We start from the raw sequence: 14,683 nt of genomic DNA on the forward strand, positions 1-14,683 counted from the left end.
AGGGTTGAAAATGTTAACGTAATTTTTTTACTTTTTTATATATAATGTAGTTGAACAATATGAGGAAATTGTGAGGTTTATTTAATTAATTATCAAAATATATCGTAACATCGGGAAACAAATTGACAATATTTACTTCACATTTCGTTAAATTTTTATCCTCACAAGTTCCTCAAATTTTATTTGTATAAAAATAATTATGGAAGCGAAAAGCAGAACAACTTAGTAAAAGTTAGTAAAAGCTTCTGCATCAAAATCAAAAAAATTTGTAAGTTTTAAAGGACTCAAGATCATGGTGCAAATGCGACCCAATCAACAAAGCAGCCAATTTAACAAAGAAGAGGCTTTAGTCCTGCCTTTTAATACCGTTGGTATTGCAGATATACCCTTTGTCGGTGGCAAAAACGCATCCTTGGGTGAAATGATTCAGCAGTTGCAACCTAAAGGAGTGAAAGTTCCTACAGGTTTTGCTACCACAGCTTATGCTTATAGATATTTCATCCAAGCCGCAGGCTTAGAAACCAGATTAAGAAAGATTTTTGCAACTTTAGATGTAGAAGATGTTGACAATTTGCGACAATGTGGTAAACAAGCCCGGTCGCTAATGTTAGAAACGCCATTTCCGATAGACTTGCAAGAAGCGATCGCCCGTTCCTATCAAGCTTTATGTCAAGAATACGGTGAAGACACCGACGTTGCAGTGCGTTCCAGTGCTACAGCAGAAGACTTACCCGATGCCAGTTTTGCAGGTCAACAAGAAACTTACCTCAACGTTCACGGACTTAAAAACGTATTAGAATCTTGTCATAAATGCTTTGCGTCCATTTTTACAGATCGTGCAATTTCCTACCGTCAACTCAAAGGTTTCGATCATTTTGAAGTTGCACTATCCGTAGGTGTGCAAAAAATGGTACGTTCTGACATGGCTTGTTCTGGTGTGATGTTCTCCATTGACACGGAAACTGGTTTTAAAGATGCAGCATTAATTACTGCGGCCTATGGTTTAGGTGAAAACGTGGTTCAAGGTGCTGTTAACCCTGATGAATATTTAGTATTTAAACCCACCTTAAAACAAGGATATCAACCCATTCTGCAAAAACGGTTGGGAACAAAAGAAATTAAAATGGTTTATGATTTGGGTGGAACAAAATTAACCAAAAATGTTTCCGTTCCTGAATCAGAAAAAAACCAATTGGCTTTAAATAATGATGAAATATTGCAATTAGCAAACTGGGCTTCCATTATTGAAGACCATTATTCCCAAGTCCGGGGTATGTTTACTCCAATGGACATTGAATGGGCAAAAGATGGTATCACTGGAGAATTATTCATAGTCCAAGCTAGACCAGAAACAGTCCAATCTCAAAAATCGAAAACTGTTCTCAGAACTTATGTTCTCAAAGAAAAAGGTGATGTTCTGTTAACAGGTCGTAGCGTTGGCGAAATGATTGGTCAAGGTAAAGCTAGAGTAATTCTTGATGTTCACCAAATTAACCAATTCCAAGCTGGTGAAGTGTTAGTTACCAACCGTACAGACCCAGACTGGGAACCAATTATGAAAAAAGCTAGTGCTATTGTCACTAACTCTGGTGGTAGAACTTGTTTTGATGGAGAAACGAAAATTCTCACAAATCAAGGTTTTATGACCATGCAACAAATTTATGAACAAGGATATCAAGGATTATCAACTTTAGCCCTGAACACTAAAACCCATCAGATGGAATGGAAACCAATTATAGATGCAATGAAACGTACATCTCAAATAATTGGTGTGAGTGTATCTCAAACTGGAAAAGTTAGAGATAATTTCCTGCGGTTAACTCCTGATCATAAAATGGTCAATCTTAGGAATGGTGAATATACCAAAACTGAGATTCAAGAAATGTTAAATAATCAAGAAATGGTGCTTGTATCTCAGAATATTCCCACATTAGGTAATAGCAAAAATCAAGCAGCAGATTTAGCTTATCTTCTGGGAGGAATTATTACAGACGGTTCAATTTACACCAGTCGAACTCATGGAGAAGTCCAGTTTATCCAAAAATCTGTACCAGAAAAACAAGCATTCATAGCTACTATGAATGAAAAAATGAATGCTGTTTATGGTAAATCTTTTGCGACTTGTGAGAAAGCAGTATCTTCAGGTTACATCCGAGGAAAACAGGTAACAGTCCAAGCTACAGCTTATCGTGTTTATTCTCAGGCGATCGCCTATGACTTAAAAGAAAAAGAACAACAGATTACTCAAATTCTCCTAGAAAATTCTTCAGAAGTTTCCTATCAATTTTTAGGAGGTGTAATTGATGGTGATGGTTGCTATGCTAATAACCGCATCAACATTTATATTTCTGAAGAAAACTTACTACAAGCTGTAATTATTGCTTGTTTGAAAATCAATACTGTTCCTCAAGTTACTAAAAACCGTAATATCTACAATGTCCAAATTGTAGAAAAATTAGAGCAAATTTTACAATATACCCAACGAGTTAAAGGAGATACTACTCCACGAACTATTCAAACTAGATTTTTTGCTACTAATCAACTATTTGGTGACAATGTAACAAGTCAAATCAAATTGATAAGAGATAAAAACTTACTTATTTCCGATAAACAACTGGGTGAAATGAGTGAGTTTGCAGACCTTTTACAAGGTGATCTGCGAATGCAACGAGTTGTTAAAGTTGCAGATGCAGTAGACGCTGAAGTTTATAATATTACTGTTGCCGATCATCATAATTATCTAGTTTTCACGGACAAATATACTCCTGTAGTTGTTTGTAACTGTCACGCCGCAATTATCGCCAGAGAAATGGGTATTCCTGCCATAGTTGGTTGCGGAAATGCGACTACAGTTTTGAAGACAGGACAGGAAATTACTGTTAGTTGTGCTGAAGGTGAAACAGGCAGAGTTTACGCAGGTTTGTTAAACTTTGAAATTCAAGAATTACCTTTAGATAATTTGCCTCGAACCCGCACAAAAATTATGATGAATGTGGGCAACCCAGAGGAAGCTTTAGGTTTAACAGCAATTCCTAATGACGGTGTGGGTTTAGCAAGAATGGAATTTATTATTGCGAACCATATCAAAGCTCATCCTTTAGCATTGTTGCATTTTGATGAATTGGAAGACGAACTAGCAAAATATAAAATTGCTGAGTTAACCGCCCAATATGAAAATAAAGCTGAATTTTTCATAGCTCAATTGGCGCAAGGTATTGGTACAATTGCCGCAGCATTTTATCCCAAACCTGTGATAGTTCGGTTGTCTGATTTCAAGAGTAACGAATATGCTAACCTCTTAGGTGGTAGACAATTTGAACCCAAAGAAGAAAACCCAATGATCGGCTGGCGTGGTGCTTCTCGCTACTATGATCCTCGTTACCGTGAAGGTTTCGCTCTGGAATGTCAAGCCATGAAACGAGTACGGGATGAAATGGGTTTAACTAACATGATCCTCATGGTCCCCTTCTGTCGCACTCCCGAAGAAGGAAAACGGGTACTGGAAGAAATGGCGAAAAACGGCTTGGTTCGTGGTGAGAACGGTTTAGAAGTTTATGTAATGTGCGAATTGCCCAGTAACGTGCTACTTGCAGACGAATTTAGCCAAGTCTTTGACGGTTTCTCCATTGGTTCTAATGACTTGACACAGTTAACATTAGGATTAGACCGAGATTCAGAGTTAGTTGCCCATTTGTTTGATGAACGCAACGAAGCTGTAAAACGGACAATTGCTAAAGCGATCGCCACCGCTAAAGAATATAATCGCAAGATTGGTATTTGCGGTCAAGCTCCTAGCGATTATCCCGAATTTGCTAGATTCTTGGTAGAATTGGGTATAGATTCTATCAGTCTCAACCCTGATTCTGTGATCAAGACCATGTTAGAAATTGCAGAAGCAGAAGGAATGTAGGTGATTGGGGACTGGGGACTGGGGACCTCACAAGTGTAGGTATTTTACATTGTCGTGAGGGCAAGACTTGGATGACTTGGAAGGACAGTGGACAAGGGAGGAAAACCGTACAAAATCAGATGCTCTTGGTAACCAGAAAACTACGTTAAAATACTGGTGTGCGTATCAAATCTTCCTTGTCTACAATACCTCCTTGTCTTCCTAGTACAACACAGCGTAAATAAACCAACCATTCTAAATCTCCGACAATCCTATGCTGTCTTGGTTTTGACTTTTGACTTTTGGGTAATTAATTTTATTTTTCCCAATCACCAATCCCCAATCACCAATCCCCAATCCCCAATTTTGGCAGCAAAAAGTGAATTTAAAGATCCTCAAAAAAAGCTGGCGTTAATATCATGTTTGGTGAGTTGGTAATGATCACGCGATTTGTGCAAAAATCGGAAAAATATCTTTTTTCCTGTACCCCGCAATCCTACTTTCTTAATGAAAACTCTGAACACGGACACGATATAACCAGCACCCATTAATATATTTCAAATTATAGATTATATGCAATTAAACGATCAGCTAGTTACTTCAAAGAGTGTACATCAAATTATTGATCGTTGTCCCTTGAGGATTAGCCCTGATAGCCCTGTAATGGATGCTATTGTCTTGATTCAAGAACAAAGTAACAGCCCAGAAATAGTCAACGCCTCAGAATCATTACCAAAAAGCAAAGATAGAAGCTATGTTTTAGTGGTAGAAGAAAGGCATTTATTAGGGATATTTACCCTGAGAGATATAGTTCGGTTAAAAGAGTTTAAATGGAATTTATTGAATACAAAAATAACTGAAGTGATGACCAAGGAAGTTATCACACTAAGAGAATCAGAATTGCAAGACATTACCACAGTTTTGTCAATCTTGCAGCAACATGGAATCCATTATTTACCCATTGTGGATGATAGGGAAGAACTGGTAGGAATAGTTAGAGAATCTGACCTGTTAGCAGAATTGGATTTAGTGAAAATAGTTGGTGTTGTTGAGAGTTTACAAAAATATTTCCAAGAGTCACAACAGCCCGCGCATAATAGATACCGTGAGTGTAAATATCACAATAAGCAAACAGAGGAAGTATGCTGTAAAAATCAAAATATTATACACAGATTGGTAGCAGAAAAAGTTGCCAACGAGATAAAAATTAACGAAGAACTTCAGCAAACTCTAGAAGAACTGCAAATTGTTGAGGAAGAACTACGCCAACAAAACGAACAACTCGTTGTTGCTCGTGAGATTGTAGAATTAGAAAGCCGGCGTTATCAAAATTTGTTTGAATTTACACCCTGTGGTTATTTAGTAACTGATCAATGGGGCAACATTCAACAGGCCAATCATGCAGCATCAACCTTGCTATCTGTAGACATAAAATATCTAGTAGGCAAGCCACTCAAGCTTTATATTGCTAAAGAAGATAGCCATACCTTTATATCCCGGCTGGCAGATTTAGAACAATTCCCAGAATGGGAAATTAGTATCCAACCACGAAAGGGAGAACCTTTCCCTGCTAGTGTGAAAGTAGCTCCTGAACCAGGGCAAGTGGAATACTATGGTGGCATTGGTGAAGATATTACCGAGCGTAAACTGGCTGACCAAACTTTGCGGGAAAGTGAAGAGCGACTAACTTTAGCCCTGGAAGCGGTCAAAATGGGAATATGGGATTGGAACATGACCACCAATACCTATATATGGTCTGCTCATGTAGGTCCATTGTACGGATTGCCCAAGGGTAGTTTGTGTCCACCAACTTGTTCAGATTTCTTAGATTTAATTCATCCTGAAGACATTCAGGTTTTTACTCAAGAACTGAATCTTGCCATTGAGCAAAAAACCGAGTTTAGTGTTGAATATCGGGCTGTTTGGCCTGACGGTAGCCTGCACTGGTTAAGCACCAGAGGAAAAGTCTACTGTGACAAACAAAGTCAGCCAATACGGGTAATTGGTACAACTAGAGATATATCTGATCGCAAACAAAAAGAACAGCAAATCTACGAGCAAGCGGCTTTATTAGATATCGCTACCGATGCTATTTTTGTGCGAGATTTTGACACAAAAATCCTCTTTTGGAGTCGGGGGGCAGAAAGGATATATGGTTGGACTCAGGATGAAGCTGTAGGCAAAAACCTTCAGGATCTTTTCTGCCCTAAAACTGCACTACAAAAAGAAGTAAACGCCCTGAAAACAGTAATTAAGTTGGGAACTTGGCAAGGTGAGTTACGTAAAAAAACCAAATCTGGCCAGGAAATTATTCTGGAAAGTCGTTGGACATTGATGTTTGATGCTGAGGGACAACCAAAATCCATCTTAGTTGTAGATACTAATATTACAGAAAGAAAAAAACTAGAAGATCAATTTTACCGTACCCAAAGATTAGAAAGCATTGGAACTTTAGCTGGTGGTATTGCCCACGATTTAAATAATATATTGACACCTATTTTAACTGCAACCCAATTACTTAAAGGCAAACTTGCTAAAAATCCAGAACGCCATCCCCAAATGCTCGATATTATTGAAAATAATGCTCAACGAGGTTCAGCTTTAGTCAGACAAGTTTTATCCTTTGCGCGAGGTTTAAAAGGAGAAAAAACAATAGTACAAGTTAAACACCTGATTACAGAAATTATTCAAATTGCTAAACAGACATTCCCCAAATCTATTGAATTTAGCACTCAAATACCTGAAAATCTTTGGACTGTTTCTGGAGATACTACACAACTACATCAGGTATTAATGAACCTGGTAGTTAATGCCCATGATGCCATGCCAGCAGGTGGAATGCTAACAATTACTGCGGAAAATATGTTTATTGATGAAGCTTATGCACGGATGAATCTTGAGTCCAAAGTCGGGCATTATATTGTGATTACTGTCACCGATACAGGAATAGGAATTTCATCAGAAATATTAGACAGAATTTTTGAGCCATTTTTCACTACTAAAGAAGTTGGTACTGGGACAGGATTGGGTTTACCAACAGCGTTAGGAATTATTAAAAGTCATCATGGTTTTGTAACAGTTTCTAGCCTGGTTGGTAAAGGCAGTACATTTAAAGTCTTCTTACCATCATTAGAATCTCCTCCAATCCCTAGTTTAGAGCAATTGGAAATAGAACCAGGCAAAGGAGAATTGATTTTGGTAGTTGATGATGAACCTCAAATACTTGATGTGGCTAGAATGATCCTGGAAAATAACAACTACCAGACTTTGACTGCTAGTAATGGCATTGAAGCGATCGCTCTTTATGCCCAATATAAACAGGAAATCAGTGTAGTTTTAATAGATATGATGATGCCTGAAATGGATGGTGTCACTACTATTCGCACTATGCAAAAAATGAACCCAGATGTACAAGTGATTGCTTGCAGTGGACTGGGTACAATAGAGTTATTACCGGAATCACGAGAAACAAAAGTTCAAGCAGTGTTATTAAAACCTTACACTGCCAATGATTTATTGCACAGTTTAAATCAGGTAATGGACAATGGAGAATTGACAATGGAAAATTGACAATTATCAATTATCAATTATCAATTATTTTTCTCCTATATATATACCCAAAGAGTGAGCAATTTGGACTAAATCACATTTAGGATCAACAAGAGCAGGACTTTTATCCAAAGCATCTTGGATAGGAACAGCTACAACTTCTCCATTTTTCCAAGCTAACATTTGATCATATTTTTCTTGGGCGATTAAATCAACTGCGGTTTTACCAAAAGCTGTGGCTATAAGACGATCTAAAGCTGAGGGAATACCACCCCTTTGAATATGTCCTAAAACCGATACTCTGGTATCTACAAAATGGTGAGTTAAACTAGAAATTTGATCAGCAATATATTGACCACGACCACATTTAGGGGATGTAATATGATCAGAAGGGGCATTTTCTAAACTGCAAGTATGGCCATCACTTAAATCTTCTAAACAAGGGGTAGCACCTTCAGCCACAAGAATAATAGCAAATTTGCGTCGCCAGCGATCGCGCAATTCCTGTAAATGATCACAAATACCCTTGACAGTATAAGGAATTTCAGGAATTAAAATCACATCAGCACCCCCAGCAATACCAGAATATAATGCTAAATGTCCCGCAGTACGTCCCATAACTTCCACAATCATCACTCGGTCGTGACTTGCAGCCGTAAATGTGAGACGATTAATAGCATCAACAACTGTATTTACTGCTGTATCAAAACCAATTGATCTTTCAGTTAAAGCGACATCATTATCAATAGTTTTGGGAATAGCAACTAAATTCCAACTACCCATATTTGCTAATTCATGGATAATCTTTAAACTACCATCACCACCAACAGCAATTAAAGCATCTAAACCCAAAGCTTCATAACTAGCTAAAATTGCTGGTGCAGCAGCTAAAGTATCCCCTTTATTAATACTACCTAAAATCGTTCCCCCCATATTAATTAAAGGATCAATACCACGTAGATCCCAACCGTGCAAATTTAGGGGTATAGTTTGTCGTTCTAATAAACCTTGGGTGGCATAAGGAATACCGACAACTTCCCAATTAAATGTAAGAGTCGCATGACTAACAGCAGCACGAATCACACAATTTAAACCAGGACAGTCACCACCACTTGTAAGAATACCGATACGTTTTTTCATAGGAGTTCAGGAGTTCAGGAGTCAGGAGTTCAGGAGTCAGGAGGAGTAATTTTTTTGAGGAGGTTAACAAAAGCTGGATGGTGTTAACTTAGGTTACAGATGACTTATTTGTTAGCATCTACACCCGCCATGAAATGAATTTCATGGCTAATAGTCAAAGTTTACTAAAGTAAACTATAGATATACAGCAGATTCGAGGTTTATGAGGTACAGTAATCAATTGAAATTTAAGTCTTAAAACTACCTTCTAAAATTCGTGTACCTCATTTACTCCAAAAGTGCTGTAGATTGATGGGTATTTTTAGTCATCTTTAGATGACTTTTGCTATGAGACTGGGAATTCATTCCCAGTCGGGTTATCGGTTTTACGCTAAGTTAATTACTAATATCAATCAGTGATTTTTCCCAGTCCCCAGTCCCCAGTCCCCAGTCCCCAATCACCTCATCTGTGTTGACATCTGTACTTGTCTACCCCATTCTGGTTTGTAACTTTGCAAAGCTTTCATATACTGAGCGCGTTCAAAGGCGCTAGGATCAGGGCAGTTAAGCTGACTCATACTACCTTGCATCTGTTTAACTGACTCATATTCATGGGTTTCCATCCATTCCCGCAAATCTTTTTCTAAACACCGAATATGATCAATACCATGCCGTAACAACACAGAACACAGCATAGTTGCATTAGCCCCCACCATCAACATTTTGATCACATCATGGGCGTTGTGAATACCGCTAGTTGCAGCCAGACTACCTTGAATATGACCATAAAGAATAGCTATCCAGCGTAGAGGTAAACGCATAGCTTGGGGTGTACTTAACAGTACATGAGGTTCAACATCCAAAGTTTCTAAATTAATATCTGGTTGATAGAACCGATTAAATAATACTAAACCATCAGCCCCAGCCTGATCTAAACGTTTAGCAATATTGGCAGTATTAGTAAAATAAGGACTGAGTTTTACAGCTACAGGAATTGTGACTGCACGTTTAACAGATGAGAGAATATCAATATAATTCTGTTCAATTTCTGCGCTGGTTAAATCTGGGTCAGTGGGAACATAATAAATATTTAATTCTAGTGCGGATGCTCCTGCTTCTTGCATGAGTTTACCATATTCAGTCCAACCACCCAAGGAAGAACCATTTAAACTAGCAATAATAGGAATATCTACTTGTTCTTTGGCTTTTCTAATATGGTCTAAATATTCCTCTGGACCAACATTAAAATTAGTGGGTTCAGGAAAATATGTTAAAGCTTCTGCAAAACTTTCTGTACCGTAAGTTAGATGATGATATAATTCAAATTTTTCTAGGGTTAATTGTTCTTCAAAAAGCGAGTGCATCACCACAGCAGCAGCACCAGCATCTTCCATTAATTTGATGTTATCAACTTCTTGAGAAAGGGGAGAAGCTGAAGGTACAAGGGGTGATTTTAATTCTAATCCTAGATATGTTGTTGTGATGTTCATAGGTTTGGTAATTGGTGATTGGTAATTGGTGATGCAATTTTGGATTTTGGATTTTGGATTTTGGATTGTTTTTTCATTTCCAATCTAAAATCTAAAATCTAAAATTTTCTTCCCCATCTCCCCATTTTTATTTAACGGTTGGAGGTGGTTACACCTTTGTTATTACTATTTGATTCTGCTTGTGGGTTAGGATTTTCAACAGGTTTATTTTCTGGTTCTTGATGTTGACTTTCCTGTAATTTTCTGGCGGCTAAATATTGGTACATTTGCCAACGAGTATTAACATCAGCTTGGGCTTCTTGTAGTAGTTCTTTTGCCCTTTCTGAGTTAATTTTGGTCAACATTTTAAATCTATTTTCCATGTACATGGAATTTTCTACTGGTATTCTGGGTGTGCGTGAATCAAGTTGTAATGGGTTTTGTCCTTGTTCTACACGATCTGGATTATAACGATACAATAACCAGCGTCCAGAGTCTACAGCAGCTTTTTGATTTTGCATTCCTGTAGCCATATTAATACCATGAGCTACACAATGACTGTAGGCGATAATTATTGATGGTCCATCGTAAGCTTCTGCTTCTAAGAAAGCTTTTAATGTGTGTTCATCTCTTGCACCCATTGCCACACTAGCAACGTAAACATTACCATAGGTCATGGCTATTAAACCCAGGTCTTTTTTAGTTGCTGGTTTACCACCTGCGGCGAATTTTGCCACTGCACCTTTGGGGGTAGATTTGGACATTTGACCGCCAGTGTTAGAATAAACTTCTGTGTCTAATACCAGAATATTCACATTGCGACCACTGGCAATTACATGATCTAATCCACCGTAACCAATATCATACGCCCAACCATCACCACCAATAATCCAAACACTCTTTTTCACTAAATAATCAGCTAAGGATTTGAGATTTTTGAACGCAGATAGACGCTGATGAACGCCGATATCGTCTTCTTTCATCTGCGTTAATCTGTGTTCATCTGCGTTGATAATTTCATCCAATTTTGCTTTGAGAATAGATACCCGTTCTCTTTGTTCATAAATATCCGCTTCGTCTTTTTGTTCAGCGTTGAGGATATCTGTAACTAGAGATTCGCCTATTTGGGGTGCAAGTTGTTGGAGTAAATAAGCTGCTATTTCTGCTTGTTTATCAATAGAAACGCGGAAACCTAAACCAAATTCGGCGTTATCTTCAAATAAACTATTGGACCATGCTGGACCTCTACCTTCAGCGTTTTTAGTCCAAGGTGTGGTAGGTAAGTTACCGCCATAGATGGATGAACAACCGGTAGCGTTAGCGACGATCATGCGATCGCCAAATAATTGAGTTGCTAATTTAATATACGGTGTTTCTCCACATCCTCCACAAGCACCAGAGAACTCAAATAACGGTTCTTGCATTTGTTGTTGATTAATTCTATTCAACTTCAAATTGCGGCGGTCTGGATTTGGTAAATTTAAGAAGAAATCCCAGTTTTCCCGTTCTTGTTCTCTTAATGGTCTTTGTTCTGCCATATTAATGGCTTTTTTCTTAGGTTCGGCTTTATTTTTCGCTGGACATACATCCACACATAAAGCACAACCTGTACAATCTTCTGCTGCTACTTGAATGGTAAATTTTAAATCATGCCAATCATGTTCTTTTGCATTTGCACTCTTGAAGGTTGCAGGGGCATTTTCTAACTGTTCAGGTTCATAAACTTTACCCCTAATTACACTGTGGGGACATACCATCACACATTTACCACATTGAATGCAAACGTCTGGGTCCCAAACAGGAATTTCTAGGGCAATATTGCGTTTTTCCCATTTTGATGTTCCTGTGGGATATGAACCATCACAAGGTAATGCACTCACTGGTAAATCATCACCTTCCCTCGCAATTATTTTCCCTAAAACATCACGCACAAATACAGGTGCATAATCGGGTATAGGTGACAGGTTACAGGTTACAGATGACAGTTCTTTTTTCAGTTCTTTAGTTGTGATTTCGTGCAGGTTATCCAAGGTTTTATCAACTGCTTGGATGTTCATTTGGACGATTTCTTCACCTTTTTTTCCGTAGGTTTTACGGATTGATTTTTTAATTTGTTCTATTGCTTCTTCTCTTGGTAAAACACCGGAAACAGCAAAGAAACAAGTTTGCATGACGGTGTTAATACGTCCACCCATGCCCGTTTCCCGTGCAACTTTATAGGCATTAATGACGTAGAATTTGAGATTTTTGTTAATTATCTCTTCTTGCATGGAAGCAGGTAATTTATCCCATACTTCATCTTTGTCATAAGGTGCGTTAAGTAAGAATGTGCCACCAGGAACGATATCTTTTAACATCGGGAATTTTTCTACAAATTCCCATTGATGACAAGCGACGAAGTTAGCTTTGGTAATTAAATAGGTAGAGCGAATTTGTTGAGTTCCAAACCGCAAATGAGAAACTGTGACAGAACCAGATTTTTTAGAGTCGTAAACAAAATAACCTTGAGCATAATTATCTGTTTCTTCACCGATAATTTTGATGGAGTTTTTGTTTGCACCGACTGTACCATCAGCACCTAAACCATAGAATATTGCCCTCACTATGCTATCAGGTTCAATGTTAAATTCTGGGTCATATTCTAGGCTAGTGTGGGTGACATCATCGTTAATTCCAACTGTAAAATGATTTTTTGGTGTTTCCACAGTCAAATTATCAAATACAGCTTTTACCATTGCGGGTGTAAATTCTTTAGAAGATAACCCATATCTTCCACCGACAACTTGAATATTATTAAGTTGATTTTCTGCTAAAGCTGTAACCACATCTGTATACAGTGGTTCACCTGTTGCGCCTGGTTCTTTTGTCCGATCTAAAACGGCAATACTTTGAGTAGTTTTTGGTAAAGCATCAATAAATCTTTGGGTGTCAAAAGGTCGATATAATCTAACTTTAACTACACCAACTTTTTCTCCTTGTTTGTTGAGATAATCTACTGTTTCATGGACCGTTTCACAACCAGAACCCATGAGGATAATTATTCTTTCTGCTTGGGGATCTCCATGATATTCAAATAGTTTATATTCTCGCCCTGTAATTTCGGCGAATTGATCCATTACCTTCTGAGTGATATCTGGGCAAGCTAAATAAAATGGGTTCACTGTTTCCCGTGCTTGGAAGTAAACATCGGGGTTTTGGGCTGTTCCTCTTAATACTGGGTTATCTGGAGTTAATGCCCGTGAACGATGGGCTATAACTAATTCTATGGGGATGATTTTTTGTAATTCTTCAGTTGTTAATGTTTCTACTTTATCTACTTCGTGAGAGGTGCGAAAACCATCAAAAAAGTGTAAGAAAGGAATGCGAGATTCTAAACTTGCACGGGTAGAAATAACGGCAAAATCTTGAGCTTCTTGTACAGATGCAGAGCATAACATGGCAAAACCAGAACCTCTAGTAGCCATGACATCACTATGATCACCGAAAATTGATAATGCTTGAGCCGCTAATGATCTGGCTGCAATATGAAATACTGTAGGTGTAAGTTCACCAGCAATTTTGTACATATTCGGGATCATTAACATTAATCCCTGAGATGCTGTAAAAGTGGTAGTCAGTGCACCGGTTTGTAATGCACCATGCACCGCACCGGCAACGCCCCCTTCACTTTGCAACTGTACCACTGTGGGAACAGTTCCCCAAATATTGGGTTTATTTTCACTCATCCAAGCATCAGACCATTCTGCCATCGGTGAAGATGGTGTAATGGGATAAATGGCAATAACTTCATTGAGTGGATAGGCTACTCTGGCAACTGCTTCATTACCGTCTATGGTGGCAAATGTTCTGGTTTTCATATTAATTAACCTTTGAGAATTTCTCAACTCTGGGTAATTCGTAAAAGGGAAAAAATTGTACCCAGTATCCAGTACCCAGTACCCAGTAACCAGTCTCCATTACCTAGTTTCCAGTATCCGGGTGTCTACCTTGAAACTAAACTGAAAATTTGAGGAACTTGTGAGGAAAACTCATATTTGAGGGTTTAACAAAACTATATACAGCAGGAGTCAGGAGTAAAACTAGCTTGGTGTATAGGTTTCAATTTAGATTCTGTACCTCATTGATCTGCAATCTGCTGTAAATGCTGTCTAATTGTTGAAATATACTCGGTTAAAGCCCCCATTAATTTTAATTTTTAATTTTTATAAGAAAGTGGATTGTATAGAACAGCCAATAACTTCTACATTAATGCTGATGCGAATGCGGCAAGCAACATTTTAAGAAAAGTAAAGGCAATACTGGGATTAAATTTCAGTATAGTTACTAGAGGCACTTTGACAATGCCTTTGAGAGTTCGTTTTTGGGCTACTCAAGAATCTGCGCTTCTTTAGGACGCAGAGTGTCAACTACCCTCACAACTTCCTCAAATTCTAGCTGTAAGTTAAGAGTAGATTAATGACTAGATGTAAACATTCAGCTATCAGTAATCAGTAATCAGCCAATAGCAGCAATAACAAAGATTCAGAAATTTTAATTTCAGGAATGTTATCTGCATCTGTTTATTTTCAATCTTTGTATTTAAATATTTTAGGTACAGAAGTAAACCGATATAAACCGATGGCTGAAGGATTATGACTAGATAGCAGTTAATATTTGT

At 38.0% G+C, this 14,683-nt stretch carries 5 protein-coding genes; 2 read left to right on the plus strand and 3 right to left on the minus strand.

Translation table 11 applies throughout. The features are described from left to right. The first annotated feature begins 292 nt into the window (after window positions 1–292). Together ppsA and K2F26_RS13310 are read left to right on the plus strand one after the other, a co-directional pair. Window positions 293–3,910: a phosphoenolpyruvate synthase gene (gene ppsA, locus K2F26_RS13305; protein WP_220608213.1), complete on the plus strand. Its 3,618-nt coding sequence runs from the start codon at window positions 293–295 to the stop codon at window positions 3,908–3,910. A 552-nt stretch (window positions 3,911–4,462) separates the two neighbouring features. Next, window positions 4,463–7,459 (plus strand): PAS domain S-box protein, encoded by a 2,997-nt coding sequence (locus K2F26_RS13310; protein ID WP_220608214.1) that lies wholly within the window; start codon window positions 4,463–4,465, stop codon window positions 7,457–7,459. Between the two features lie 24 nt (window positions 7,460–7,483). Here the strand turns inward: K2F26_RS13310 and K2F26_RS13315 are convergent, their stop codons facing one another. From K2F26_RS13315 to nifJ, 3 genes are all read right to left on the minus strand, one after another. After that, a complete protein-coding gene (locus K2F26_RS13315) occupies window positions 7,484–8,578 on the minus strand; it encodes an ATP-dependent 6-phosphofructokinase (RefSeq protein WP_220608215.1) in 1,095 nt (364 codons plus the stop codon). A gap of 437 nt (window positions 8,579–9,015) precedes the next feature. Beyond that, window positions 9,016–10,047 (minus strand): dihydroorotate dehydrogenase-like protein, encoded by a 1,032-nt coding sequence (locus tag K2F26_RS13320; protein ID WP_220608216.1) that lies wholly within the window; start codon window positions 10,045–10,047, stop codon window positions 9,016–9,018. A gap of 131 nt (window positions 10,048–10,178) precedes the next feature. Next, window positions 10,179–13,883, minus strand: a complete 3,705-nt coding sequence (nifJ, locus tag K2F26_RS13325) for a pyruvate:ferredoxin (flavodoxin) oxidoreductase (RefSeq protein ID WP_220608217.1) — start codon at window positions 13,881–13,883, stop codon at window positions 10,179–10,181. Window positions 13,884–14,683 lie beyond the last annotated feature (800 nt).

The organism is Sphaerospermopsis torques-reginae ITEP-024, assembly GCF_019598945.1.
Classification (GTDB): domain Bacteria; phylum Cyanobacteriota; class Cyanobacteriia; order Cyanobacteriales; family Nostocaceae; genus Sphaerospermopsis.